We start from the raw sequence: 25,967 nt of genomic DNA, 5'->3' as shown, positions 1-25,967 counted from the left end.
CGTCGTCCCACGTGGAGCCCCCGGATCGGCCCGCGGGCCACGGATCGGGACCCTCGGGAACGATGGCCGCCGTGCGTCACGTCGATGTGTGCCCCGAGGGCTCCGGGGGTACCCGGGTCGGCATGAGCGACACCACCTCCATCACGGTCGAACGGACCATCCCCGCGTCGTCGAAGGAGCTGTTCGACATCCTCACGAACCCGCACCGCCACGAGGATCTCGACACCTCCGGGTTCGTGCGGGGCATCGAGCACGGCGACCGGCTCAACGAGGTCGGCCAGGTGTTCACGATGAACATGAACGGCGATCACATGGGCGGCGACTACCAGACGGACAACGTGGTCAGCGCCCTCGACGACAACCGCATGGTCGGGTGGAAGACGGCGCCCGCGGGCACCAAACCCCCCGGGTGGGAGTGGCTCTGGATGCTCGACTCCCAGGGCTCGGACTCCACCGACGTCCGCCTCACCTACGACTGGGGCGACGTCGACGACCAGGACCTCCTCGAGAAGGTCGGGTTCCCGCTCGTCACCGAGGACCAGCTCGAGGAGTCGCTCGGCAAGCTCGCCTCCGTCGCCTCCGGGGAGTGAGCGTCCGCCGGGCGCGGCGGCGACGCACCCCGGAACCCGACGCCGACCGTGACCCCGTGCGCAGCGGCTCCGATCACCACGTGGTGGTGATCGGAGCCGGCTTCGGCGGGCTCAACGTGATCCGGGCGCTGCGCGACGCACCGGTCCGCATCACGGTCGTCGACTCCAACAACTTCCACACGTTCCAGCCGCTGCTCTACCAGGTGGCGACCGCCGGGCTGTCGGCCGACGACGTCGCCCACCCGGTGCGCAGCATCTTCCCCCGATCGCGCACGTCGACGGTCGACGCGGTGATGGCCACGGTCGTCGACATCGACACCGCGGCGAAGATCCTCACCACCGACGGGGAGGTCGAGATCGGGTACGACACCCTCGTCGTCGCCGCCGGCGCCGTGTCGGCCGACTTCGGCGTCGACGGCGTCGACCGCCACGCGTTCCCGCTGAAGTCGCTCGACGACGCCCTCGCCGTGAACCGGCACCTGATCTCGACGTTCGAGAGCGCCGCACGACGACCGAGCGACCTCGTCGAGGGCGCGCTGGACGTGGCGATCGTGGGCGGCGGCCCGACCGGCGTCGAGATGGCCGGGGGGGTGGCCGAGCTGTTCGCGAACGTCCTCGCCGACGACTTCCCCGAACTGGCCGTCGACGACGCGCGCGTCCACGTGATCGAGATGGCCGACCGGGTCCTGTCGCCGTTCAGCGAGGTGTCGTCGCGCCGGGCGCGCGACACCCTGGAGGCGCTCGGGGTGGAGGTGCGCACGGGCTCGGGAGTCGAGCGCGTCGAGGCGGACGGGGTGGTGCTCGACGACGGGACCCGCGTCGCCGCGGGGACGATCATCTGGGCCGCCGGGGTCGAGGCGCACCCGGTCGCACGCTCGCTCGGCGTCGAGCTCACGGGCGCCGGGCGCATCCCGGTCGACGCCGACCTCTCGGTCACCGGCGTCGACGACGTGTTCGCGATCGGCGACGTTGCCGCCGTCGAGGGCGTCGACGGCGACGTGCTCCCCCAGGTCGCGCAACCCGCGATCCAGGGCGGGCGGCACGTCGCCGAGCAGATCGAGCGTCGCCTCGACGGGCGCTCGACGGTGCCGTTCACCTACTCCGACCGGGGGTCGATGGCCACGATCGGGCGACACAGCGCGGTGGCGGATCTCCCCGGAGGCATCCACCTCGGCGGGCTGATCGGCTGGGTCGGGTGGCTGGTGCTGCACCTCGTGTACCTGATCGGCTTCCGCAACCGCCTGGTGGTCTTCGTCAACTGGTGCTGGAACTACGTCACCTCCGACCGCCCCAGCCGGCTGCTCTCGGGGGGCGCGGTCTCCGTCGATCGCGAGCTGGAGCCCCACGACACCTCCGGCGACGGTGGAGCCCCCGGATGAGCCCGTCGCGCCCGATCGGCGACTACGCCCTGCTCTCGGACTGCCACTCCACCGCCCTCGTCAGCACGGAGGGGTCGATCGACTGGGCCTGCCTGCGCCGCTTCGACAGCGGGAGCGCGTTCGCCCGGCTCCTCGACCACGACCGCGGCGGGTTCGCCTCGTTGCGGCCGGTGGCGACGATCACCGAGCGGTCGCGGCGGTACCTGCCCGGGACGATGGTCCTCGAGACGACGCTCACCACCGGGAGCGGCGTGATCGTGCTGACCGACGCCTTCGCGATGCGCGAGGGAGGTGCCTCGGACCCCCAGACCCACGTCCTGCGCCGGGCGCGCTGCACCGCCGGCGAGGTCGAGGTCGAGGTCGTGATCGACGTGCGCTTCGACTACGGCAGCATGCACCCGTGGCTGCGCTCGGGCGCGCCGGGGTGCTACACCGCCGTCGGCGGCGACGACGCGCTGGTGATCTCGGCCGCCCTCGAACTGGCGATCGATCGCGACGCGGCGCGGCTGGCCGGACGACGACGGCTGACGGAGGGCGAGGAGCTCACCGTCGAGATGGTCGCCCAGCCGGCCCACCACGTGGACCCCGACCAGGCCGACTTCGACCGCGTCGACGAGCACCTCGCCAGCACGATCGAGTGGTGGCGCGAGTGGTCGTCGTCGACGTGCGCGCAGGGCCCCTACGGCGCCCAGGTCGAGCGCTCCGCGATGGTGCTCAAGGCGCTGACGTGCGCACCGACGGGGGCGATCGTCGCCGCTCCCACCACCTCGCTGCCCGAGATCGTCGGCGGCGAGGCGAACTGGGACTACCGCTACTGCTGGGTCCGCGACGCGACGCTGACGATCGGCGCCCTCGACGAGGTCGGGCACCCCGAGGTGGCGCAGGGCTTCCGCGACTTCGTCCTGCGGTCGGCGGCGGGGCGCGGCGACGAGCTGCAGATCATGTACGGGTGCTACGGCGAGCGGCGCCTCACCGAGTACGAGATCGACCTCGCCGGGTGGCGGGACTCGACCCCCGTGCGGGTCGGCAACGCGGCGGCCGGGCAGACGCAGCTCGACGTGTACGGCTACCTGCTCGACGCAGCCCACCTGTGGGACTCGCGCGGGGCGGGTTCGATCGACGCGGACGAGTGGGCGTTCCTGCGCTCGGTCGTCGAACAGGCGATCTGCGCGGTCGACGATCCCGACGCCGGGATCTGGGAGCTGCGCGACGAGCCACGGCACCACGTCCACTCCAAGGTGATGGTGTGGGTGGCGCTCGACCGCGGGCTGCACCTGGCCGAGGAGGGCGGCTACGAGTGCGACCGGGACACCCTCGAGCGCTGGCACCGCGAGCGCAAGCGCCTGCGCGCCGAGATCGAGCAGCGCGGCGTCGACGACGACGGGGAGCGGTTCGTCCAGGCGTACGGCACGAGCGGGCTCGACGCCAGCCTGCTGAAGCTCGCGCTCGTCGGCTTCGTCGAGGCCGACGATCCGCGGATGGTCGCGACCGTCGACGCCCTGCGCGACGAGCTCGGCGAGGGCCCGCACGGGTTCCTCCGGCGGTTCTCCGGCGACGGCGGCACGGGCGAGGGCACGTTCCTGCTGTGCTCGTTCTGGCTCGTCGAGGTGCTCGTGATGCAGGGCCGCGCCGACGAGGCGCGCACGCTGTTCGAGGCCCTGCTCGACGTCGGCAACGACCTCGACCTGTTCGCCGAGGAGTACGACGTCGAGGCGGGGGAGATGCTGGGCAACTACCCCCAGGCGTTCACCCACCTCGGCCTGATCACCGCGGCGACACGACTGCGAGACGACGGATGACACGGGGCGAGCGATGACGACCGACCACCACCACGACGACGCCCCCGACCCCGATCCCGACCCCGGGGCGACCGGCTCCCCCCTGCGTGATCGCCGGGCGCTGGTCACCGGCGCCAGCACCGGCATCGGCGCCGCGATCGCGACCGAGCTCGCCACCTGCGGCGCGCACGTCGCGGTCAACCACCTCGACGACGCCGAGGGGGCCGCCGAGGTGGTCGAGCGCGTCGTCGCCGCCGGATCCGACGGGTTCGCCATCGACGCCGACATCTCCGACCCGGCGGCGGTGGACGCGCTCTTCGACGCCGTCGACTCCCGTTGGTCGGGCCTCGAGATCGTCGTCTGCAACGCCGGCGTCGAGGGCGAGCGCGAGGAGGCGTGGTCGGTCGACGTGGAGTCGTGGCGCCGGGTCGTCGAGATCGACCTCGTCGGCACCTTCCTGTGCGCGCGAGCGGCCCTGCAGCGGATGATCCCCGCGGGGCGGGGCGTGATCGTGTTCATCTCGTCGGTCCACGAGGTGATCCCCTGGCACGGTCGCAGCGCCTACGCGGCCTCGAAGGCCGGCGCCGCGATGCTCGCCAAGACGCTCGCGATGGAGGCCGCGCCGCACGGGGTCCGCGTGCTCGGCGTCGCGCCCGGCGCGATCGCGACGACGATCAACGCCGATGCCCGCGACACCCCCGCGGAGCGGCGCGACATGCTCGACAAGATCCCGATGGAGCGCATCGGGGACCCCTCCGACGTGGCCACGGTGGTCGCCGACCTGGTGTCGGACCGGGCCTCCTACGTGACGGGGTCGACCGTGTTCGTCGACGGCGGGATGACCCTGTACCCGAGCTTCGAACGTGGCGGCTGACCCGACGCCGTCGGCGCGGGCGACCGTCGGAGCGGGGGGCTGACGTCGTGCTGTGGTGGCAGCCCCTGGTCGAGCGCGTCCGCCAGAACCTGTGGTTCTGGCCCGTCCTCACCGCGATGGCCTCCGTCGTGGTCGCCCACGTGCTCGCGACGGTCGGGGCGTCGTGGGAACCCGCGCTCGACGGCGTGCTGGTGTCGATGGCCCCCGACGAGGTCCGCTCGGTCCTCGCGACGGTGCTCGCGGCCCTCGTCACGGCGTCGAGCGTCGTGTCGTCGCTGACGATCGTCGCCCTGCAGACGGCGTCGAGCCAGTTCTCGCCCCGTCTGCTGCGCAACTTCGTGCGGGACGGGACCACGCAGGCCGTGCTCGCGCTGTTCGTCGGGTCGAGCGGGTACATCGTCACCCTGATCGTCCAGGCCGGTGACGAGACGGCGCGGCTGGCGGTCACGTCGGCGTTCGTGCTCGTCCTCGTCGGGGTCATCGTGATCGCGTACTTCTTCAACCACGTGAGCCAGTCGATCCGAGTCGAGTCGATCATGCACTCGGTGGTCGAGGAGACGAACGGCGCGACGCAGCGCCTCGGGACGTGGACCTCGACCGGTGAGGCCTCGCGGACGGCGGACGCCGCCCCGCCCCCGCACGCCCGGCCGGTCGTCGCCGAGCGCTCGGGGTACGTCCAGCAGATCGCCATCCACCCGCTCGTGAGCTTCGCCGCCGAGCACGATCTCGTGATCCGCTACGTCGTCCAGGTCGGCCAGCCCACCACGCGCGGCGCCCTGGTCGCCTGGTGGTGGGCGTCGGAGGTCGAGGGCGGCGTCCCCGACGACATCGACCACCAGATCGCCGACCACCTGCAGATCGGCGAGGAGCGCACCATGCACCACGACGTCGGCCTGGGGCTGCGGCAGCTGGTCGACATGTCGGTGAAGGCCATGTCCCCGTCGATCAACGATCCGTACACCGCGGCCCAAGCGGTCGACCACCTGGCCGACGTGCTGGTCGCCCTCGACGAGATCCCGCTCGGGGACCGTGCCTGGCGCGACGGGGACGTGGAGCGACTGATCATCCCGGTGGTCTCCTTCGCCGAGCTGGCGTCGCTGGCGACGTCGCAGCTCCGTCGCTACGGGGCGCACGAGCCGACGGTCCTGCTGCGCCTGGTCACGATGCTGCGCGACGTGGCGAGCGCCGTGTCACCGGAGCACGAACCGATCCTGCGCGATCTCGTGATCCGCTGCTCGGACGGCTCCGGGATCGAGCTGGAGCTCGACCGCGAGGAGCTCGCGCGCGCTCGCGACGAGGTGCTCAGCTGGTTCGACCACCGGGCGCCCCCGCGCACGTCGGCGCGCCACGGGCTCTGATCCGCCCGAGCGCGACGACGCCCGCCGGACACCCGTGAGGCGGCCGGCGGGCGTCGTGGCGGGGTCAGCCGTTGCGCGAGAACTCGGCCACGAGCTTCTCGTTGAACGCCGGGATGTCATCGGGGTTGCGGCTCGTGATCAGGTGGTTCGGCCCGTCGGTGCAGACGCACACCTCCTGGTCGACCCACGATCCGCCGGCGTTGGAGATGTCGGTGCGCAGGCTCGGCCAGCTCGTCAGGGTGCGCCCCGAGACGACCCCCGCCTCGACCAGGGTCCACGGCGCGTGGCAGATCGCGGCGACCGGCTTGCCGGCCTCGAAGAACGCCGAGGCGAAGGCCACGGAAGCGTCGTCGGCGCGCAGCTGGTCGGGGTTCGCCACCCCGCCGGGGAGGACGAGCCCGTCGTAGTCGGCGACGTTCGCGTCGCCGGCGGCGAGGGTCGCGTCGAAGGTGTCGGCCTCGGTCAGGTGGTTGAACCCCTGGACCTGGCCCTTCTCGATCGAGACGAGGACCGGCGTCCCCCCGGCCTCCTCGACCGCCTTCCAGGGCTCGGTCAGCTCGACCTGCTCGACCCCCTCGTTCGCGGTCAGGAACGCGATCTGCTTGCCGTCCAGCTCGTTCGCCATGGTGTGGTCTCCGTTCGTCGGTTCGTCGGGTGCGACGCCGTCGTCGCTCGACCGATCGATACCCGCCCACGCCGCTCGCCATGCACGTGCCGTGGAGCTGCCCCGCCACGTCGCCACCGAGCACGCCCGCCGCGGGCCGTCGCGCGCACGTCGAGATCGACCCCCGACGTGCGCCGGCCGGGGTGACCGGCCGCGATCAGGCGCGCCGGACGACGACGCTGCCCACCGAGTAGCCCGCGCCGAACGAGCAGATCACCCCGAGGTCGTCGGCGACGAGGTCGTCGCGGTGGCGGTGGAAGGCGATGACGGACCCCGCCGAGGAGGTGTTCGCGTACTCGTCGAGGATGACGGGAGCCTCGTCCGCATCGGGCACCCGGCCCAGCACGCCCTTCGCGATGAGCTGGTTCATCTTGAGGTTGGCCTGGTGCAACCAGAACCGGCGCACCTCCCCGGCGTCGACCCCGACCTGGTCGAGGTGGTCGGTGATGTGGCGCACCACCAGCGGGCACACCTCCTTGAACACCGACTGGCCGTTCTGGCGGAAGACCAGCTCGTGCGGATCGCGCTCACCGTCCTCGGAGGCGTTCAGGAAGCCGAAGTCGTTGCGGATGTTGTTCGAGAACCTCGTCGCGAGCTTCGTCCCGAGCACGTCCCAGCGCACGGCCCGCCCCGGTCCCTCGCCGGCCGGGGCCGCGTCGTCGGTGCGCTCGAGCACCACCGCCGTGCACGCGTCACCGAAGATGAAGTGGTGGTCGCGCAGCTCGAAGTTGTTGTGCCCGGAGGTGATCTCGGGGTTCACGACGAGCACGCACGACGCGCTCGCGTTGCGCAGCGCGTCGATCGCGCTCTGGATCGAGAACGTGGCGGACGAGCACGCCACGTTCATGTCGAACGCCCATCCGCCCGCACCGAGCTGGTCCTGGATCTCGATCGCGACGGCGGGGTAGGCGCGCTGCAGGTTGGAGCACCCGACGATCACCGCGTCGACGTCGGTGGGAGCGCGACCCGCCTGCGCCAGCGCCTCGTGGACGGCGGGCATCGCCATCTCGGCCTGCACCCCGAGCTCGTCCTCGGCGCGCAGCGGGAGGTGGGGGCGCATCCGCGCCGGGTCGAGCACGCCGGACTTCTCCATCACGTGGCGTGACGCGATCCCCGAGGCCTTCTCGATGAACTCGGTGTCGGGGACGTCGCGGGCGCGCAGCGTCCCGGCGTCGATCTCGGTGGCGTGCTGCGCGTTCCACCTCTGCACCGACTCGGTGAGCGAGGCGGCCAGCTCCTCGTTGCTGATCGACTCCGGAGGCGTGAACAGACCCGTCCCCGTGATCGAGACGGCGACACCGGTGGCGGGATCCATGGCCGCGACGCTACGCCACGCCCGCTCGGCGGGCGCACGTGGGCGGTGCCGGCGCTCGGCTCCGCCCCGTCCGTCGACGAGGCGCTCGGTCGACGAGGCGCTCGGTCGACGAGGGCGCTCGGTCGACGAGGTGCTCAGTCGACGAGGTGCATCCGAACCGCCGAGCGCACGCGGTCGATGCCGTCGCCCGACGACGTCGACGTCCACACCACGTCGTCGGGATCGAGCCGGCAGCCCGCCGCGAGCTCGCGCCGGCGCGTCGCCCGCTTCGACGACTTGACCTTGTCGAGCTTCGTCGCCACGACGGTGTGCGGCACGGTGTTGTAGCGCAGCCAGTCGAGCATCGAGGTGTCGAGCGAGGTCGGGCCGATCGCGCCGTCGACGAGGACGAACACCATCGCCAGCTCCTCGCGCTCGAGCAGGTAGCCCTCGATCATCGGCCCCCACCCCTCGCGCACCTTCTTCGCCGCCTTGGCGTAGCCGTAGCCGGGGAGGTCGACGACGGTCCCGACCGGCTCGTCGCCGGCCACCGGTGCGCCGCCTCCGCGCCGACCGTCGTCGAGGCGGAACAGGTTGATCAGCTGGGTCCGACCCGGGGTGTTGGACACCCGAGCGAGCTGGCGCCGGTTGGCCAGCGCGTTGATCAGCGACGACTTGCCGACGTTCGACCGCCCCACGAAGGCGACCTCCGCGGGTGACTCCGGCAGGGTGGAGGCGCGCGACGCCGACTCGACGAAGGTGAGCTGCAGCGGGGGGCTCACGACGGCACCCTCACGACGTCACCCTCACGACGTCACCAGCGATGCGATCGCCCAGATCGCGGCGACGAGCCCGATCGCGGCGAACGCGAGGCTGCGCACGACCGGGGCGCGCTCGAGGTTGGTGTCGTCGAGCTGGCGCCCGGGAGGAGCGACGACGGCGAGGACGTTGCCGACGAACAGCGCGCCGCCGAAGGCGAGCACCAGGTAGCCGAGGAGGTCGTCACCCAGGAACACGACGACGAGCGTACGGCGCGACGTCGCGACGTCGCGACGGCTCAGGCGGGGGTCGCGAACACCTGCGTCCAGTAGGCACGCCCCGACGCGGACTCGGCGACGCCGACACCGACCTCGGTCGTGTGGCGGCTGAGGATGTTGGCCCGGTGCCCGGGGCTCGACATCCACCCGCCCACGACCGCTTCGGGGGTGCGGTAGCCGTACGCGACGTTCTCCGCCCACCGCCGCCACCGGTACCCGGCCCGCGCGATCCGATCGCCGGCGCTGGAGCCGTCCGAGCCGGTGTGGGACATCCGCTCGCATGCGGCCTGGTCGCGCGAGTGGCGGTCGGCGGCCGCCGCGAGGCTCACGTCGATGCGCAGGGGGGTCAGGCCGTGGGCGCGCCGGTGGTCGTTTGTGAGCGCGAGCACCTCCGCGAGGGTCGCGCCGGATCCTCCCTCGTCGCTCGACGGAGGCGGCGGGGTCGTGCCCTCCGTCGCCGAGGGGTCCCCGACGCGGCGGGCGCTGCGGTGCGCTCCGGCGGACTCCGCGAGATCGAGCGACGGGGCGCCGGCCACCCCACCGGCCGGTGCCAGCACCGCGACCGTGAGGACGAGCGGCAGCAGCTTCTTCATCGGATCACTCCTTCGGCAGCGGTGCGGCTCGGCCCCAGCGCGAGCCGGTCGACGAGACGAGACCTTGTCGGTGCCGGGTGCGGACCGCACCCGGATCGTCACCCGGAGCGCGCGCCGACCCGACGGCGTGGGATCATGACGATCGTGCGAAGAACGTTACAACGAGATGACGGAGGGCGCACGAGCCGGGCCGGCGCGCGCCGCGGGCAGGAGGTCGACGAGTCGCTGTACGGCGACCGGGATGCGCCGCGCTCCGAGCACCAGCGGCCCGGCGGCCTTCATCAGGTACGTCCCCGCCTCCAGCAGCGGTGGTGAGCTGGCGCCGGGTGCGTCTCGCACGCCGGCACGCCACGGCTCGGCCCGCACCCGCCGGTCGACCGGCGCGGTGGGTCGGCGCGCTCGGCGGGCGTGGGGAGCGCCCGCCGCTCTCCACGGCGCATCGGCCCCGAGGTCGGCGGTGCGGGCGGGGACCCGCGGTCGCAGGACGGCGGGCGACGCAATAGCGTCGAGCGTGCCCGGGACGGGTCGGCGACGATCCGACAGGGGGGCCGCCCACGCCGTGGGGCGCGCCCGGTCGTGCACCCGCGACGGGCTCCGACGCAGAGACGGGACCGCGATGAGCCACCACGACGACCACCAGAGGGCGAACGACGACCACCGCGCCGGCCACCGGGCGAACGGGATCCGCGTCGGAGGGGAGCGGCCGGGCGCCGGACCGCTGCGTCGGTCGACGACCCGTCGCATCGTCGTGTCGCTGGCGGCGGGCGCGCTGGCGGTCGCCGCCTGCTCCGGTGACGAGGGGGAGGCCGAGGAGCCCACCGAGCCGACGATCCCCGCCGACGCCGAGCAGATCGTGGCCGCGTCCGCCCAGGCGATGGGCGACACCACCAGCGTCCGCTTCCGCCTCGAGCGCGGCGGTGCCCCGGTGTTCATCGATCCGGCCGAAGCGGTGTCGTTGAGCACCGCGGCCGGCGAGTTCACCGTGCCCCGCTCGGCGCGCGCCCTGCTCGAGGTGGAGGTCGCCGGCGACCTCGCGACCGAGCTCGGCGCGGTCGCGATCGACGACGAGGTGTGGCTGTCGAACCCGATCACCGGGCGCTTCGAGACCCTGCCCCCCGGCTACGACATCGACCCGTCGCTGTTCTTCGACCCCGAGGACGGGTGGCGCCCGCTGATGGAGAGCCTCGACGACGTCGAGCTCGTCGGCTCCGAGGAGCGCGGCGGGGGGCAGCGGTACCACGTGACGGGGACCGCCCCGGCCGAGCAGGTCGAGACGATCACCGCGCGCCTCGTTCGCGGACAGGAGGTCGAGATGGACTTCTGGATCCAGCCCGTCACCGGGGAGGTCCGCTCGGCGGAGTTCACCACCCAGGTCCCCGACGGCGCCGTGACCTGGGTGCTCGAGCTGAGCGGGTACGGCGAGGAGTTCGACATCGGACCCCCCGAGGGCGTCGAGACGTGACCGAGGAGGTCGCGGCGGAGGTCGCCGGACCGCCCGACGACGACACCGGGCGCGGCTCGCCGGCGCGACGAGCTCCGAGCTCGGCGCGCACGGTGCTGCTCGCCGTCGGGTTCAGCGTGTTCGTCGCCGCCGACGACCTGACCGTCGTGTCGACGATGCTGCGGCCGATGATCCGCGACGTCGGGTTGTCGCTGCCCGACGGCCTCGACGACGCGGCGTGGATCGTCAACGCCTACCTCATCGCGTTCGTCGCGGTGATGCCCGTCGCGGGTCGCATCAGCGACGTGATCGGACGTCGCCGCACCTTCCTGGCGGCGTACGCCGTGTTCGGCGTCGGCACGATCTGGATCCCGCTGTCGGACTCGCTCGGGCCGCTGCTGGTCGGTCGGGTGCTCACCGCCCTCGGAGGCGGCGCGATGGTGCCGGTCGCGCTCGCCGTGGTCGGCGACGTGTACGCCGAGCACCGGCGGACGCGAGCGCTCGGCGCGCTCGGCGCGATCGAGACCCTCGGCTGGGTGTGGGGTCCGCTGTACGGCGCGATGCTGGTGCGCTTCGTCGGGTGGAGGTGGCAGTTCTGGCTGAACGTCCCCCTCGCGATCATCGGAGCCGCCGCGGTCTGGTGGGCCCTCGACGGCCACGAGCGCCCCCGGCGCGCCACCCGCGTCGACTGGGTCGGTGCGGCGCTGCTCACGACCGTGCTCGTCGCGCTCAACCTCGCGCTCCTCGGATCGGCCGAGGTGCAGAGCGTGCGCGGCCTCGACGAGCTGACCGGCGGCGGCGGCACCGATCTCCGCTGGCTGCACGTCGTCGCGGCCGTCGCCGCCGTCGCCCTGGTGCTCCAGCAGCGACGGCTGCGTCGGGCCGGTGGTCGCCCGGTCGTCGACGTCGACCTGTTCCGCGGCCGCGGCGTGCGCGTGGCCCTCGTCGTCAACTTCGTCGTCGGCGCGGCCCTCGTCATCGCGATGGTCGACGTCCCCCTGTTCGTCAACGCGGTCGAGGTCGACCTCGAGCGGGCGGCGGTGGTGTCGGGGTGGGTCCTGTCCGCGCTGACCGCATCGATGGCGCTCACGTCGTACCTCGGCGGGCGCCTCACGGAGCGCACGTGGTGGGGCCCGCCGATCGTGATCGGGCTCGTGGCCGCGCTGGCCGCCTACGTCGCGATGGGCACGACGTGGGACGCCGCCACCCCCCACCCCCTCCTCGCCCTCCAGCTCGCCCTCCTCGGAGCGGGCATCGGCCTCACGATCGCGCCGACGACCTCGGCCGTCGTCGACCGAGCCGATCCCGACGAGCGTGGCGCGGCCGCGGCGATCGTGATCGTCGTGCGCATGATCGGCCTCAGCGTCGGGCTCTCGGCGCTGACCGCGTGGGGGCTCGCTCGGTTCGAGGCGCTGCGCGCCGACATCGAGCTGCCCCCGATCGACGATCCCGGCTTCCGCGACGCGCTGACGGCGGCCACCGAGCGCCTGACCGCGCAGTCGATCGCCGACACCTTCCTCGCGAGCGCCGTCGCGCTCGGCGTCGGGCTCGTGCTGAGCCTCGCCCTCGTGCGACGCGCCGACGACCGGGCGGACGACGGCGACGGCGACGGCGAGCTCGCGCCCGCGGCACCCGACGACGATGGCCCACCGCCCACCCCACCACCCACCCGAGCACCCGCCCCGACCGCACCCATCCCCGCGAGGACCGCCTCCATGCCCAGCTCCCCCAGCCCCGCACCGCCCGAGCCCGGCTCCCCCGGCGCGGCCGCCTCCGACCCGACCGGCCCCGGCGACGACGCGACCGAACCGACCGCGAGCGCGAGCGCGACCGACGACTCGACGACCACCCCCCGCCACCACGCACGGGGCGGTCGGGTGGGCGATCACCTCGGCGCCGTCCTGGCGGCGCTCGGGCTCGGGCTGATCGGTTCGCTCGTGCTCTCGCTCGTCCTGCTGGCACGCGTCGAGTCCGCGCGCTCCGAGCTCGACACCACCCGCGACGACCTCGCGCGCGTCGAGGCGGGCGCCGCGCTGTTCGCCGCTCAGGTGAACGGGTTCGTCGAGACGGTCGACGGCCTCGGCCCCTCGATCGGCGACGGTCTCGACCAGGCGATCACCGGACTCGAGGAGTTCGGCGCGTCGTCGATCGAGTTCACGGTCCCGATCGACCAGACGGTCTCGATCAGCGAGACGTTCGAGCTGGAGCGGACGGTGACCGTGCCGATCCGGACGTCGATCCCGATCCAGGAGGAGATCGACACCACGATCACCGTCGCCGGGCCGTTCGGCGTGGACGTGCCCCTCGACATCACCGTCCCCGTCGACATCGAGGTGCCGATCGACCTCGTCGTCGACATCCCGATCGACGAGTCCGTCCCGATCGAGGTCGACGTGCCGATCCGACTCGACGTGCCGATCGCGATCGACGTGTCCGGCACCGAGCTCGACACCCTGGCGCAGACGCTCGCCGAGGGGCTGCGCGCCTTCCAGGAGGGCCTCGGTGGGCTCACCGGCGGCTGACGGTCCCCCCGTCGATCCCCCGTCGGCGCGGTCCGTGCGCCGACCGGCGCTCACGTTCAAGGTGCGCCGGCGCGGGCTGTCGACCAAGCGCCGACGAGAGCTCGAGAGCTGGTCCGAGCGCTGGTGCATCGACCTCGACGGGCCCCCGCTCGACTTCGACGAGGTGTTCGGCCCCGAGCGCCCGTCGGGCCGGGGGGTGGTGCTCGACATCGGGTTCGGCCACGGCGAGTCGACGATCCAGATGGCGCGCGCCGACCCCTCCGTCGACGTCATCGGGGTCGAGGTGCACGATCCCGGCGTCGTCACGGTGCTCGACGCCGTCGAGAACGACCCGCTCCCCCACGTCCGCGTCGTCCACGGCGACGTGATCGCCCTCCTCGCGCGGATCGGGGCCGAGACCCTCGACGGGGTGCGGATCTACTTCCCCGACCCCTGGCCCAAGACCCGCCAGCACCACCGTCGGCTGGTGCGCGCCGACGTCGTGGGCGCGCTCACCGACCGCATGCGGGTCGGGGCCGAGCTCCACCTCGCGACCGACGTGGCCGACTACGCCCGGCTGATGCGCTCCGTCTGCGACGACGAGCCCCGCCTGGCGGGGGGCGTCGTCGAGCGACCCCCGGCGCGGCCGATCACCCGCTTCGAGCGCCGCGGGCTCGACGCGGGACGCACGGTCACCGACCTCGTGTACCGCCGCACGCCGTGACCCGGGTCCGCCCGTCGCGACGACGGGCGGACCTCGGTGAGCCTCCGATCGGACTTCGGCGTCCCGACGCTGTTACGTTCGCCGGCGTGGGGACGTGTCCGACGTCATACTCGGGTGCGGGGGCGGTCGAGGGCCCCCGTGCGCGGCGGGAGCCGACGTGAGCGCGCGGGCGTCGACGGCTCCGACGGAGCAGACCGCCGGGAACGACGCCGAGCCGCTGCTCGACGTCGAGGACCTGCGCACCCACTTCCTCACCCCGAGGGGCCGGGTCCGGGCCGTCGACGGGGTCACCCTGACGGTGCGCAAGGGGACCGCGCTCGGCGTGGTCGGTGAATCGGGTTCCGGCAAGACGATCTTCGCCCGGTCGATCATGAACCTGCTGCCCCAGGAGAACGTCGTGCGCAGCGGGCGGATCACCTTCGCGGGGCGCGAGCTGATGGATCTCGACTCGAAGCAGATGCGCAAGTTGTCGGGCGTCGAGCTCGCGATGGTGTTCCAGGATCCGATGAGCTCGCTCAACCCGGTGATGACCATCGGCAAGCAGATCACCGAACCGCTGCGCCAGCACCTGCGCATGGGTCGCGGCGAGGCGTGGGAGACCGCCGTCGCCCTCCTGCGCTCGACCAACATCCCCGAACCCGAGCGACGCTTCGACGAGTACCCGCACCAGCTCTCGGGCGGGATGCGCCAGCGGGTCATGATCGCCCTGGCGCTGGCCTGCGGGCCCCGGCTGCTCTTCGCCGACGAGCCGACCACCGCCCTCGACGTGACGGTCCAGGCCGAGATCCTGAACCTGCTCCAGGACCAGCAGAACGACCGCCAGATGGCGATGGTCCTGGTCACCCACGACCTCGGCGTCGTCGCCGGGCGCACCGACGAGATCGCCGTGATGTACGCGGGCCGCATCGTCGAGCAGGCGCCGACGAAGGTGCTCTTCTCGCGGATGCGCCACCCCTACACCGAGGCGCTGCTGCGCTCGATCCCGCGGGTCGAGAACCCGAGCCACACCCGGCTGCGGGTGATCGTCGGCCGACCGCCGGATCTGGTGGACCCGCCGGACGGGTGCCCGTTCGCGGCGCGATGCCCCTACGTCCACGACCGCTGCCTGGTCGAGGAGCCCCCGCTGGTCGATCCCGGCGGCGACGGTCACCGCTTCGCGTGCCACGCCCCCCTCGGCACCCCCGAGAACGCCGCCGCCCTCGAGGCCAACCTCGAGCGCCGGCTTCCCCAGTCGATGGTGCTGCTCGACGCCCCGAGCGGCCCCCCCGACACCTCGGCCGCGATGATGGGCCCCGATGCCGGCTGAGGCGCCCGCCCGAGCGCACGACCACCGCACGAACACACGACACGACGACACGGAGCGAGGAGGACCGACGATGGCATCGAGAGGACGGCGCAGGACGCCGCTGAGCTCCGTCACGGACAACCCGGGACGGATCTCGATGGTCGCGGCGCTGCTGGTGCTGGTCGTCGGGGGGTTCGCCGGGCTGCCGATGCTGCTCACGTTCCTCCTCGCGTTCGCCCTGATCGTGGCGGGCGCGGCCTTCGTCAACGGCGCGTACGTGCTGCGCCAGCTGCTGGTGGTGATCCCCACCCTGGTCCTCGTCACGGCCTTCACGTTCTTCCTCCAGAACGGTCGCGGCGACACGCGCGACCTGGCGTTCAACCTGCTGGGGCCCGGGGCGACCGAGGCCGGCGTCGCGGGCATCGTCGAGGAGTTCCACCTCGACCAGCCGCTCCACCAGCGCTACCTGCTGTGGCTGAGCGACGCCGTGCGCGGCGACTTCGGGCGGTCCCCGATCCAGAACCAGGACGTCTCGGCGGCGATCTCGAGCGCCATCCCCGTGACCCTCCAGCTGATGCTCTACGCCCAGCTCCTGGCGCTCGTGCTGGCGATCCCGATGGGGATGTACGCCGCCTACCGGGCGAACCGGCGCGGCGACCGGGTCGCGAGCACCGCGGCGCTCGCCGCGCTGTCGATCCCGAACTTCGTGCTCGCCGTGGTGCTCATCCTGTTCTTCGCGGTCGGTGGCCTGTCGATCTTCGGGTGGCAGGCCGGCACCGAGGTGCTGCCCGCGTCGCGCTACGTCCCGTTCGGCCAGAACTGGGTGGAGCACTTCCAGCACATGGCGCTCCCCGCGATCTCGCTCGCGCTCGGCCAGGCCGCGGCCTACATGCGCGTCCTGCGCGCCGACATGATCACCACCCTGCAGGACACCTACATCACCACCGCCAAGGCGAAGGGCGTCTCCGACCGGCGGATCCTGTGGGTCCACGCCCTGCGACCCTCGTCGTTCACCCTGATGACCGTGTTCGGGGTGAACACAGCGACTCTGATCGGGGGGACGCTCGTGATCGAGACGATCTTCACCCTGCCGGGTCTCGGGACCGCCATCGGCACCGCGATCTTCCAGAAGGACTTCCTGGTCGTCCAGGGGATCGTGGTCGTCATCGCGATCGGGTTCATCCTGATCAACTTCCTCGTCGACCTCCTGTACGCAGTCCTCGACCCCCGGGTGCGCCATGTCCGTTCTTGATGCAGAAGACCAAGCCTCCTCGGTGGGCGTCCAGCCCGCCGAGGTGCCCGACGCCGAGCCCGAGGAGCGCGTCTACCAGCGCCACCGCCTCGGGTTCTGGTTCTGGGCGTCCGTCGCCTGGCTGGCGGCGCTCGTGCTCGGCGCCGTCTTCGCCGATCTCCTCCCGCTGAAGGATCCGAACGAGACCTTCCGCGGGGTGTCGCGCAGCGGCCCGTCGGCCGACCACTGGTTCGGCGCCGACAACATCGGCCACGACGTGTTCAGCCGGACGATCTTCGGTGCTCGCCGCTCGCTCGCGGTCGCCACGGTCGCGACCGTCCTCGGGCTCGTCATCGGCGCCGCGGTGGGGATGGTGGCCGGCTACTACCGCAAGGCGCTCGACTCGGTGATCATCGCGATCCTCAACGTCCTGCTCGCCATCCCCGGCCTGGTGCTCCTGCTGGCGCTCATCTCGTTCCTCGCCCCTCCCGGCGAGGCGTCGCCGACCCGTCAGACGGTGTGGGCGACGATCGCGCTCGCGATCCTCACGGTGCCGACCATCGCACGCGTCACCCGAGCCCAGACGATGGCGTGGTCCGACCGCGACTTCGTCGTCGCCTCGCGCACCCTGGGCGCACGCAACATGCGCATCCTGCGCCGCGACATCCTCCCGAACATCGTCTCCGCGCTGGTGTCGTTCGCCTTCGTGCTCCTCGCCGCGCTGATCATCATCGAAGCCGCCCTCGCGTTCTTCGGGATCGGCGACGTCAGCGGGGTGAGCTGGGGGATCATGATCCAGAACGGCCGATCGCAGCTCGATCGAGCTCCGCACATGGTGCTCTTCCCGGCGTTGTTCATGTTCCTGACGATCCTGGCCCTGAACTTCGTGGGCGACGAGCTGCGGACCCGCTTCGACGTCCGTGAGAGCGGCATCTGATGGCCGGCAGCGGAACCGCCCACCTGCGCGACGAGCCCGGCATCGTCCTCGGGGTCGACCACCTCGTGGTCGAGTTCCCGACCAAGCGGGGCCGGGTCCACGCCGTCACCGACGTCAGCTTCGACCTGGCCAACCGCGAGACCCTCGGGATCGTCGGCGAATCCGGGTGCGGCAAGTCGTCGACGGGCAAGGCGATCATGCGCGTCCCCCCGCCGACCTCGGGGACGGTGCAGCTCGACGGGGTGGATCTGTCGAGCCTCAGCGCCGAGGAGCTGCGCGACGTCCGCGGCCGGATGCAGATGATCTTCCAGGACGCGGTCTCCTCGCTCAACCCCCGGCTCAAGATCCGCGACGTCGTCGCGGATCCGTTGAAGGTCCGCTGGCTCGAGTCGTTCGACCGCTCCCCGGTGATCGAGGCGTGGGAGCGCTACGTCCCCTGGATGCTCAAGCTCTGGCGCCACCCCTTCGTGCGCAAGGCGATGCTGCCGATCCTGGTCGCGTTCTTCGCCGGGCTGATCCTGTGGGTCGGGTCGACCGCGTTCGGGTCGGTGGACGCCGACGGGATGCGCGACGGCGGCATCGTCCAGACGATCGGCACGATCGTGATGATCGCGGCCCTCGTCGCGGCGGCACCGATCGTCGCGATGTTCGTCGTCACGGGAGCGGTCTGGGCCGTGCTCACCCTGGCGATGCCGTTCGCGTCGATCCCGCGTGCGCTGCGCATCCGACGGGCCCGGCCGCAGTTCGAGGCGGAGACGGCCGAGCGGGTGCGCCAGGTCCTCGACGACGTCGGCATCGACCCCGAGGCGGCGATGGACCGACGCCCCCACGAGTTCTCCGGCGGACAGGCGCAGCGCATCTCCATCGCCCGCGCCCTGATCCTCGACCCGAAGGTGATCATCTGCGACGAGCCGGTGTCCGCCCTCGACGTCTCCGTCCAGGCCCAGGTCCTCAACCTGCTCGAGGACATCAAGGCCAAGTACGGGGTCTCGTTGATCTTCATCGCCCACGATCTCGCCGTGGTGAAGAACGTCTCCGATCGCGTCGTGGTGATGTACCTCGGCAAGATCTGCGAGGTCGCGTCACCCGACCGGCTCTTCGGTTCGCCGCGCCACCCGTACACGAACCGCCTGCTGAGCGCGATCCCCGCCACCGACCCGTCGATCGACCCGCGGGCGTCGGCGACCCTCGGCGGGGAGCTCCCGTCACCGATCGACCCCCCGTCGGGGTGCCGCTTCCGCACCCGTTGCCCCAACGTCGGCGACGTGTGCGCCACGGAGGAGCCGCAGATCCGACCGCTCGCGAGCGGCCACTACGTGGCGTGCCACTTCCCGGTCGAGGACGGCTCCGTTCCCGTCGGCGGCGCCCACGGCACCGCCGACGGCGCCCTGGCCACCTGACGCGCACCCCTCCTGCCACGACCCTGGTGGACGTTCGCCGGCCCCTCCGGACGGTCGGGGCCGACCAAGGAGGTCACCGCCATGGGAAAGATCCTCGTCGTCGAGGACGACAGCGACATCCGCGAGATGGTCGAGTTCAAGCTCGCCTGCCTCGGGCACGAGGTCGTGGTGGCGCACGACGGTGAGCGCGGGCTCGAGCAGGCTCGTGCGGAGCGGCCGGACCTCGTCCTCGCCGACTGGATGATGCCGCGGCTGTCGGGGCTCGACATGTTCCTCGCGATGCGCGCGGATCCCGAGCTCGCCCACCTGCCGGTGATGCTGATGTCGGCCAAGGCCTCCGACACCGACGTGCGCCTCGGTCGAGCGGCGGGGGTCGACGACTACGTCGTCAAGCCGTTCAACCTGCTCGACCTCGCACGTCGCGTCGAGGTCCTCCTCGACGCCGCACGCTCGACGCCGCTCGAGCTCGCGCTCATGGACCTCGTCGCCGTCAGCTGACGGTCGGATCGCCGTCGCGCACGTCGCCGGCGGCGCGTCGGCGCGTCGCCGCGATCAGCCGAGCGGCGAGGACGCCGATGACGGCGACGCCGACCGCGGCGACGACGACGGTCGGCCACCACCAGGCCCCGTCGTCGGAGTCGACGAACTCCAGGAGCGGGGGTGGCGCGCCCGGCTCGTAGGTGAACAGGTACGCGGCCTCCACCACGTCACCGTCGGCGGAGCGCACGGTGTGGCGCACGGCGTGCTCCCCCGGAACCGTCAGCGCCTCGTCGAGGACGATCCGCACCTCGACCTCGGACACGAGCTCCACCTCCGAACCGAGCTCGGCGCCCGAGGGATCGCTGACCGATCCGCGGGCCTCGACGACGATGCTCTCGTACAGCAGGCGCGCCTCGGTGATCTCGCCGCCGACCACCGAGCCCGGTCCGGGGCTCGCCGCCGCCAACCCGGAGTGCGCCGCGACCGGGGTCGCCGAGCCGGCCAGGGTCGCCCCGACGAGCAGCGCCGTCGCCGTGACGATCGCCGTGACGATCGCCGAGACGGCACCCGGGCGTGGCGGGGCGCTCGGGCCGGTGACCCGTCCACGTGGTGCTCGCCTCGACCCCATCTGCCGCGCAGCGTAGCGGTGGCGACCGCGGCGGTCGCCGAGCGCGCACCCCGCCCTGCCGTGCGTCGTCGTGGAGGACGAGTGCTACTCGCAGGAGCCTCCGTCGCACCACAGCTGGTTCATCTGGTGGCGGCCGGAGAAGGCCAGCCCCACGCCCTCGGTCCCGTCGGGAGCGACGTTGGCCTCGAGGCCGTTCACGTAGGGCGCCTCGAGGACCCCCCACATCGTCCACGTCGACCACAGGTTGTAGACCTGCTCGCCGAAGATCCGGTTGATCTCCTCGGCCGCCTCCTGGCGGGTGGCCTCGTCCGGGTCGGTCGCGATCGTCTGGAGCGCCGCGTCGATCCCCTCGTCGCGGAAGCGACCGAAGTTCAGCGCCAGCGCACCGATCGGTGACGACGACGTGCTGGCCCACCAGTACGCCTGGGTCGCCGGGTCGATGCCTCCGTGGTTGCGCCATCCGAAGGCGTTGAACGTCCCGACCAGCGCGAGGCCGATGTACTGGCCCTGCTCGATCGGGGTGATCGTCGCGTCCACCCGGTCGCCGAACGCCTCGTCCCACATCGACACCACGAGGGTGTTCGTCTCGACGTTGAACGGGTCGTTCGTCGTGTTGAAGGTGAACTCGGCGACCTCGACGCCGAGCTCGGAGAGGCAGGTGTCCATCTCCTCGTTCGCGGCGTCGATGTCGAACTGCGGGTACCCGCTGTCCTCCAGGTAGCCGATCTGGCCCTCGCCGAACGGACCGTTCGCCACCTCGACGATCCCGGCGCCGCGCTCGTCGGCGAGTCGCTGGTTGTCGGTCGCGTGGGCGAGCGCCCGGCGGCAGTGGACGTTGAGCAGCGGGCTCGACGCGTTGACGCCGTCGGGGTCGAGCTCGCCGTCAGCGACGTTCAGCATCGTGTAGTTCGTGTCGCCGAAGAGGCTCGAGGTGATCGCCTCGAACCCGTCGTCGTCGAGGAACTCCGAGATGGTGTCGGAATTCGACGTGTGGATGGCGTCGAACTGGCCCGAGCGCAGCGCGTTCGCGCGGCTGTCGATGTCGACCGCCGGGACGGCCTCGATCGCGTCGAGGTACGGCAGCTCCTCACCGGTGATGCCGTTGGGACCACGCCAGTAGTCCTCGTTGCGGTTGGCGATGAACGAGTTGCCGTTGCCGGGGGTGTACGACTCGAAGACGAACGCTCCGAGGCCGACCGGCTCGAGGGCGTTCCCGTCGGCCGGCGTGGCCGCCAGGTCGGCGTCGTAGATCGGCGACCCCTCGGTGCGCTGCGGCACATCCGCCAGGCTGCCGAGCCACTCGGGCGACATCATGAAGCCGCACTGGCGCTCCATGAACCCGTAGGGAGCGGCCACGTAGGGGCCGTTCGTCGCGATGGTCACGTCCTGGCCGGACGACGAGATGTCCTGGATCCACGTCAGCGCGGCGCCGGTGAGCGGCGAGTACTGGCAGGACTCCATGTTGAACTCGACCGCCGCGCCGTCGAGCGGCGTGCCGTCGTGGAACGAGATGCCCTCGCGGATCGTGAACGTCCACTCCGTGTAGTCCTCGTTGTTCGTGTACTCCTCGACGAGGATCGGCAGCGGATCACCCTCGGGTGTCGCCGTGAACAGCGGATCGGTCAGCGAGGCGAGCAGGACGTACCCGGCCGTCGCGTAGCTCGTGGCGTACGGGGCGAACAGGTTCGCCGTGTCGGCCTCGATGCCGTAGACGAGGGTGCCGCCCTGCACGGGCTCGCCCTCGTCGGAGACGCCGCCGGCGTCTCCGCCACCCGAGTCGCCGTCCGATCCACCGCCGGACTCGCCGCCGGAGTCGCTGGTGTCGACGGAGCCGGAGTCGACGGAGCCGGATCCCTCGGACCCGCTCGGCGCGACCGTCTCCTCCCCGCCGTCGTCGCCGCCCGACGAGGTCTCACCGCCGTCGCTGCCGCACGCGGCGACGGCGAGCATCATCGCGACGGACAGCGTCGCCGTGACGCCACGTCGTGAACCGGTCGTTCTCGATCCCATTGTCTCTCCCCTTGTCATCCCTCGGCCGGCGCCCGGATGGGCGGGCCGTTCGGTCCGGGATGTGACGCCCGCCACCGACGCCGTGACCGTACCAGCGGGTGGTCGGCGCAGGAGAGACGGACGGGAGGCGGGAGGTGACCTCCTCGGACGGCCGCCCGGGCTGCCCGGCCGTCAGGGCTCGGGGGGGAGCGCGGTCCCGAGGATCCACCCCTCGACGACGCCGACCGCCTCGGGTCCCGACACCTCGTCGACCACCGCGAGGAACGCCTCGGTGCTCATGTCGGAGCCGGCGTGGCGGTCGTAGGCCGTCGCGAGCACCTCGCGGAGCACGTCGTCACCCACCTCGACCCGCAGCGCGTGCAGCGCCATCGCACCCCGGAAGTAGACCGACGTGGAGAACATCTCGCCGCGCTCGATCTCGGCGGGCCCCGTGGTCGGCGCCGCCTCGAGCGCGTCGTACATCGTGGCCGGGTCGATCGGCGACGGCCGGCCACGGTCGTCGAGGTACAGGTGGGACAGGTAGGTGGCCGACCCCTCCAGCAGCCAGATGTCCTGCCAGTCCGAGACGGTGACCGAGTCGCCGATCCACTGGTGCGCGATCTCGTGGACGATGATCGACTCGCTCGTCGTGTCGAGGCCGTGCAACGACACCGTCTGGTTCTCGAGCGCGTACCCGAGCGGGAACGGCACGACCACGGAGCCGTACTCGTCGAACGGGTACGGGGCGTCGAGGTACTCGCCCAGCCACACGAGGGCGTCGTCCGTGACGGCGAACGCGCGCTCGAGCTCGTCCGCCCGCTCCGGAGGGAAGTAGTCGCGGACGCGGACGCCCGAGCTCCCCGTCGAGGCGCGCAGCTCGAAGTCGCCGATGTAGATCGCGGCGAGGTAGGTGGCCATCGGGTCGTCCATCACCCACGTCGTCGTGGTGCGGTCGCCGTCCGGCTCGACGGCGACCAGGACGCCGTTCGCGACGGCGGTCAGGTCCGCGTCGTGGGTGAGGACGAACTCGAACGTCGCCTTGTCGCTCGGGTGGTCGCTGCCCGGGAACCAGCTCGACGCCCCGGACGGCTCCGACGCGACGTAGACGACGCCCTCGCGCACGTTCCACCCCGAGCTCGTGATCGGCACGGCCGGGTCGACGATCCCCTCCGGCCGTCCCGAGTAGTCGACGACGACCTCGAAGTCGCGATCGGGCTCGATCGCGAGCTCGGGGGTGACCTCGACCTCGTCGCCGGCGCGCTCGACGCCGGCCTCGGCGCCGTCCACGCTGACCCGTGCGATCTCGAGCCCGTGGAGGTCGAGGTGGAACGACGTGAGGCGCTGCGTCGACCGAGCCGAGATGGTCGTCACCGCCTCGATCCGCTCGAGGTCGGAGGAGACGTCGAGATCGATGAGGTACGCGTCGACGTCGTAGCCGCCGTTGCCGCGCGACGGGTAGAAGGGGTCACCGACGCCGGCCGCCCCGGCGTCGGGGCCGTCGGGCGCCGAACCCGGTTCGGGGACCGCACGAGGATCCCGATCCGGGTCGGCGGCCACGTCCGAGGAGGGCTCCGGTGCGCGGGGCGGCTCCGGGTCGGCGACGGGCGGCGGCGCCGGGTCGGTGCCGGGCGAGGACGGATCGGGCCCACCGGGCGACGACCCGGCGGCGGGCGGCTCGACCGGCGCGCCCCGCGTCGCCGGGGTGAGCTCGACCTGGTCCCGGCGCGCCACGCGCACGTCGGCGTCCCCCGACGCGGCAGCGCACGATGCGAGGAGCGCGGCCGCCGCGACCCAGGTGGCGATCGACCGGCGGGCCATGGAGCGAACGTAGCGGCGGGCGCGGACGCGTCGTCGTCGCCAACGACCCCGTCGCCGGGCACACTGGTGAGATGACGATCCTGCAGGAGCTGATCGACGAGCGCGGGGTGCTGCTGGTCGACGGCGCCATGGGGACCGAGCTGTTCGCACGCGGCCTCGGCTCGGGTGGCGCTCCGGAGCTGTGGAACGTCGAGCACCCCGACCGGGTCCGGGCGGTGCACGCCGACTACGTCGCGGCCGGCTCCGACATCATCCTCACTAACTCCTTCGGCGGTACCGGTTTCCGCCTGCAGCTCCACCAGCTCGACGACCGGGTCGTCGAGCTCAACGAGGCCGCCGCCCGGGTCGCGCACGACGCGGCGCGCGACGCGGATCGCCGCGTCGTCGTCGCGGGATCGATGGGGCCCACCGGCGAGCTGCTCGAACCCATGGGATCGATGACCCCCGAGACGTGCGCCGCCGCGTTCGCCGAGCAGGCGAGGGGCCTCGACGCGGGGGGAGCCGACGTGCTGTGGATCGAGACGATGAGCCACCTCGACGAGATCGTCGGCGCCGTCGAGGGCGCCCGCTCCGTGAGCGACCTCCCGATCTGCGTGACCCTCAGCTACGACACCGCCGGGCGCACGATGATGGGTGTGAGCGGCGCCGACGCCGTGCACCGCCTCGCGGAGCTCGGGGTTGCGGCGATCGGCGCCAACTGCGGAAACAACCTCACCGACACCGAGGCCGCCGTCGCCGAGATGCACGCCGCGCGACCGGACGTGGTGCTGATCAGCAAGGCCAACGCCGGGATGCCCGAGTGGCACGGGGCCGAGCTGCGCTACAGCGGTTCACCCGACGTGATGGCGGCCCACGCCCACCGGCAGCGCGAGAGCGGGGTGCAGATCATCGGGGCCTGCTGCGGGAGCTCGCCCGAGCACCTCGCGCTGATGCGCCGCGTCCTCGACCGGGAGATCGAGGCTCCCGACGTCGGCTACGAACCGCCGCCGCGCCGCGAACCCCCGGCCCCGCGCGAGCGGCGCGGCGGTCGTCGCCGGTCCGGCGTCGGCGGGCCCGAGCAGTGAGCCGCGGCGACGACGAGCGCGGCCGGAGCCGTCGCGACGGGGCCGGCGACGACCGGGCACGACCCCCGAGGATCGACGAGATCGACTTCACCTCGCTGTTCGAGCTCGTCACCCACGGCCCCGACACCTTCGTCGGCGATGTCGCCCGCTACCCGTGGGGGAGGCGGCTGTTCGGCGGTCAGGTCGTCGCCCAGGCCCTGCGCGCCGCGATCCGCACCGTGGTCGCGGATCGCCGCCCCCACTCGTTCCACTCCTACTTCATCCGGCCCGGGTCGCCGTTCGAGCCGGTCCGCTTCGAGGTGGAGCGCCTGCGCGACGGGCGCTCGTTCACCACCCGCCAGGTCGTCGCCCGCCAGTCCGGCGGGGCGATCCTCAACGCGTCGGTGTCGTTCCAGGTCGACGAGGACGAGGCCGACGCCCCGGTGGCGGGGCTGCCCGACGACCTGCCGCCCCCCGACGACCCCGCGCTGCGCGACGACTCGTGGGGCTCGCTGCTCGACCGGCGTGCCGTCGACCTGCCCGACGGGCGCTACGGCTACTGGATCCGGCTCAGCGCCGACCTGGGAGACGACCCCGTCGATCACGTGTGCGCGCTCGCGTTCATGTCCGACGCCGCGCCGTCGCGCGCCGGCCGGTCCTCGCACCCCGACTTCACCAACGTGCGCATCGACGACCGCGACCGCTTCGTCGGCGCGAGCCTCGATCACTCGGTCTGGTTCCACCGACCGTCGCGCGCCGACCGCTGGCACTGGTTCGACACCCGCTCCCACGGCCTGTCCGGCGGTCGGGGGCTCGTGACCGGTGACGTGCTCACCGAGGACGGGGTGCACGCGGCGACGATCGCGCAGCAGATCCTGCTGCGCGCCAAGCGCGGCGCGTGAGCGGGCGCGAGCCGCCGGACC

General features: G+C 72.4%; 24 protein-coding genes. 15 read left to right on the top strand and 9 right to left on the bottom strand.

From position 1 onward, the window contains the following. Positions 1–122 precede the first annotated feature (122 nt). The 5 genes from ACOOHC_RS00975 to ACOOHC_RS00955 are packed head-to-tail and all read left to right on the top strand — an operon-like array spanning position 123 to position 5,979. Complete coding sequence (locus ACOOHC_RS00975) at positions 123–590, top strand: polyketide cyclase (protein ID WP_420452142.1); 468 nt, start codon at positions 123–125, stop codon at positions 588–590. Between the two features lie 56 nt (positions 591–646). Further along, entirely contained in the window at positions 647–1,969 is a 1,323-nt protein-coding gene (locus ACOOHC_RS00970) for an NAD(P)/FAD-dependent oxidoreductase (protein WP_420452141.1), read from the top strand. Continuing rightward, positions 1,966–3,768 (top strand): glycoside hydrolase family 15 protein, encoded by a 1,803-nt coding sequence (locus tag ACOOHC_RS00965; RefSeq protein ID WP_420452140.1) that lies wholly within the window; start codon positions 1,966–1,968, stop codon positions 3,766–3,768. The genes ACOOHC_RS00970 and ACOOHC_RS00965 overlap by 4 nt, the downstream gene beginning before the upstream one ends. A gap of 13 nt (positions 3,769–3,781) precedes the next feature. Beyond that, the gene (gene fabG, locus ACOOHC_RS00960; protein ID WP_420452139.1) at positions 3,782–4,621 is read left to right on the top strand and encodes a 3-oxoacyl-ACP reductase FabG; all 840 of its coding nucleotides are present in this window, start codon (positions 3,782–3,784) and stop codon (positions 4,619–4,621) included. 47 nt (positions 4,622–4,668) lie between these two features. Continuing rightward, on the top strand, positions 4,669–5,979 hold the full coding sequence (locus ACOOHC_RS00955) for a DUF2254 domain-containing protein (RefSeq protein ID WP_420452138.1): 1,311 nt from the start codon (positions 4,669–4,671) through the stop codon (positions 5,977–5,979). 64 nt (positions 5,980–6,043) lie between these two features. On the opposite strand, the gene ACOOHC_RS00950 is transcribed toward ACOOHC_RS00955, so the two are convergent. The 6 genes from ACOOHC_RS00950 to ACOOHC_RS00925 form a co-directional block, all read right to left on the bottom strand. Then, positions 6,044–6,604, bottom strand: coding sequence for a type 1 glutamine amidotransferase domain-containing protein (locus ACOOHC_RS00950; protein ID WP_420452137.1), 561 nt, complete (start codon positions 6,602–6,604; stop codon positions 6,044–6,046). 196 nt (positions 6,605–6,800) lie between these two features. Further along, the gene (locus ACOOHC_RS00945) at positions 6,801–7,958 is read right to left on the bottom strand and encodes a beta-ketoacyl-ACP synthase III (protein WP_420452136.1); all 1,158 of its coding nucleotides are present in this window, start codon (positions 7,956–7,958) and stop codon (positions 6,801–6,803) included. A 134-nt stretch (positions 7,959–8,092) separates the two neighbouring features. Next, a complete protein-coding gene (gene yihA, locus ACOOHC_RS00940) occupies positions 8,093–8,719 on the bottom strand; it encodes a ribosome biogenesis GTP-binding protein YihA/YsxC (RefSeq protein WP_420452135.1) in 627 nt (208 codons plus the stop codon). 24 nt (positions 8,720–8,743) lie between these two features. After that, positions 8,744–8,953 carry a hypothetical protein gene (locus ACOOHC_RS00935; RefSeq protein ID WP_420452134.1) on the bottom strand — a complete coding sequence of 70 codons (210 nt, stop codon included), beginning with the start codon at positions 8,951–8,953 and terminating at the stop codon, positions 8,744–8,746. A 41-nt stretch (positions 8,954–8,994) separates the two neighbouring features. Further along, positions 8,995–9,567, bottom strand: a complete 573-nt coding sequence (locus ACOOHC_RS00930) for a CAP domain-containing protein (protein WP_420452133.1) — start codon at positions 9,565–9,567, stop codon at positions 8,995–8,997. A gap of 156 nt (positions 9,568–9,723) precedes the next feature. Further along, positions 9,724–9,906: a hypothetical protein gene (locus ACOOHC_RS00925; protein ID WP_420452132.1), complete on the bottom strand. Its 183-nt coding sequence runs from the start codon at positions 9,904–9,906 to the stop codon at positions 9,724–9,726. 277 nt (positions 9,907–10,183) lie between these two features. Here ACOOHC_RS00925 and ACOOHC_RS00920 point away from each other — a divergent pair, with 277 nt between their 5' ends. From ACOOHC_RS00920 to ACOOHC_RS00885, 8 genes are all read left to right on the top strand, one after another. Next, positions 10,184–11,029, top strand: coding sequence for an LppX_LprAFG lipoprotein (locus tag ACOOHC_RS00920; RefSeq protein WP_420452131.1), 846 nt, complete (start codon positions 10,184–10,186; stop codon positions 11,027–11,029). Further along, positions 11,026–13,530: an MFS transporter gene (locus tag ACOOHC_RS00915; protein ID WP_420452130.1), complete on the top strand. Its 2,505-nt coding sequence runs from the start codon at positions 11,026–11,028 to the stop codon at positions 13,528–13,530. The genes ACOOHC_RS00920 and ACOOHC_RS00915 overlap by 4 nt, the downstream gene beginning before the upstream one ends. Before the next feature lie 34 nt (positions 13,531–13,564). Beyond that, the gene (gene trmB, locus ACOOHC_RS00910; protein WP_420452129.1) at positions 13,565–14,233 is read left to right on the top strand and encodes a tRNA (guanine(46)-N(7))-methyltransferase TrmB; all 669 of its coding nucleotides are present in this window, start codon (positions 13,565–13,567) and stop codon (positions 14,231–14,233) included. A gap of 157 nt (positions 14,234–14,390) precedes the next feature. Further along, complete coding sequence (locus ACOOHC_RS00905; RefSeq protein ID WP_420452128.1) at positions 14,391–15,539, top strand: ABC transporter ATP-binding protein; 1,149 nt, start codon at positions 14,391–14,393, stop codon at positions 15,537–15,539. Positions 15,540–15,609: 70 nt separating this feature from the next. Next, a complete protein-coding gene (locus ACOOHC_RS00900) occupies positions 15,610–16,770 on the top strand; it encodes an ABC transporter permease (RefSeq protein WP_420452127.1) in 1,161 nt (386 codons plus the stop codon). A 22-nt stretch (positions 16,771–16,792) separates the two neighbouring features. After that, entirely contained in the window at positions 16,793–17,686 is an 894-nt protein-coding gene (locus ACOOHC_RS00895) for an ABC transporter permease (RefSeq protein WP_420452126.1), read from the top strand. Beyond that, complete coding sequence (locus ACOOHC_RS00890; RefSeq protein WP_420452125.1) at positions 17,686–19,086, top strand: oligopeptide/dipeptide ABC transporter ATP-binding protein; 1,401 nt, start codon at positions 17,686–17,688, stop codon at positions 19,084–19,086. The genes ACOOHC_RS00895 and ACOOHC_RS00890 overlap by 1 nt, the downstream gene beginning before the upstream one ends. Before the next feature lie 81 nt (positions 19,087–19,167). Continuing rightward, positions 19,168–19,584, top strand: a complete 417-nt coding sequence (locus tag ACOOHC_RS00885) for a response regulator transcription factor (RefSeq protein WP_420452124.1) — start codon at positions 19,168–19,170, stop codon at positions 19,582–19,584. On the opposite strand, the gene ACOOHC_RS00880 is transcribed toward ACOOHC_RS00885, so the two are convergent. The 3 genes from ACOOHC_RS00880 to ACOOHC_RS00870 all read right to left on the bottom strand — a co-directional run bounded on the left by ACOOHC_RS00880 (position 19,577) and on the right by ACOOHC_RS00870 (position 24,001). Further along, positions 19,577–20,194 (bottom strand): copper resistance protein CopC, encoded by a 618-nt coding sequence (locus ACOOHC_RS00880; RefSeq protein ID WP_420452123.1) that lies wholly within the window; start codon positions 20,192–20,194, stop codon positions 19,577–19,579. The genes ACOOHC_RS00885 and ACOOHC_RS00880 overlap by 8 nt on opposite strands. A gap of 84 nt (positions 20,195–20,278) precedes the next feature. Further along, positions 20,279–22,204, bottom strand: a complete 1,926-nt coding sequence (locus ACOOHC_RS00875; protein WP_420452122.1) for an ABC transporter substrate-binding protein — start codon at positions 22,202–22,204, stop codon at positions 20,279–20,281. Positions 22,205–22,375: 171 nt separating this feature from the next. Next, on the bottom strand, positions 22,376–24,001 hold the full coding sequence (locus ACOOHC_RS00870) for a M1 family aminopeptidase (RefSeq protein ID WP_420452121.1): 1,626 nt from the start codon (positions 23,999–24,001) through the stop codon (positions 22,376–22,378). A 71-nt stretch (positions 24,002–24,072) separates the two neighbouring features. Here ACOOHC_RS00870 and bmt point away from each other — a divergent pair, with 71 nt between their 5' ends. Both bmt and ACOOHC_RS00860 read left to right on the top strand, forming a co-directional pair. After that, positions 24,073–25,065 (top strand): betaine--homocysteine S-methyltransferase, encoded by a 993-nt coding sequence (bmt, locus tag ACOOHC_RS00865; RefSeq protein ID WP_420452120.1) that lies wholly within the window; start codon positions 24,073–24,075, stop codon positions 25,063–25,065. Beyond that, positions 25,062–25,946, top strand: coding sequence for an acyl-CoA thioesterase (locus tag ACOOHC_RS00860; RefSeq protein ID WP_420452119.1), 885 nt, complete (start codon positions 25,062–25,064; stop codon positions 25,944–25,946). Before bmt ends, ACOOHC_RS00860 begins: the two co-directional genes overlap by 4 nt. Positions 25,947–25,967: the final 21 nt, after the last annotated feature.

Source organism: Ilumatobacter sp., from assembly GCF_965215205.1.
Lineage (GTDB): Bacteria > Actinomycetota > Acidimicrobiia > Acidimicrobiales > Ilumatobacteraceae > Ilumatobacter_A.
Note: the sequence above shows the minus strand (reverse complement) of the source record. Positions and strands in the feature narration are given on the sequence as shown.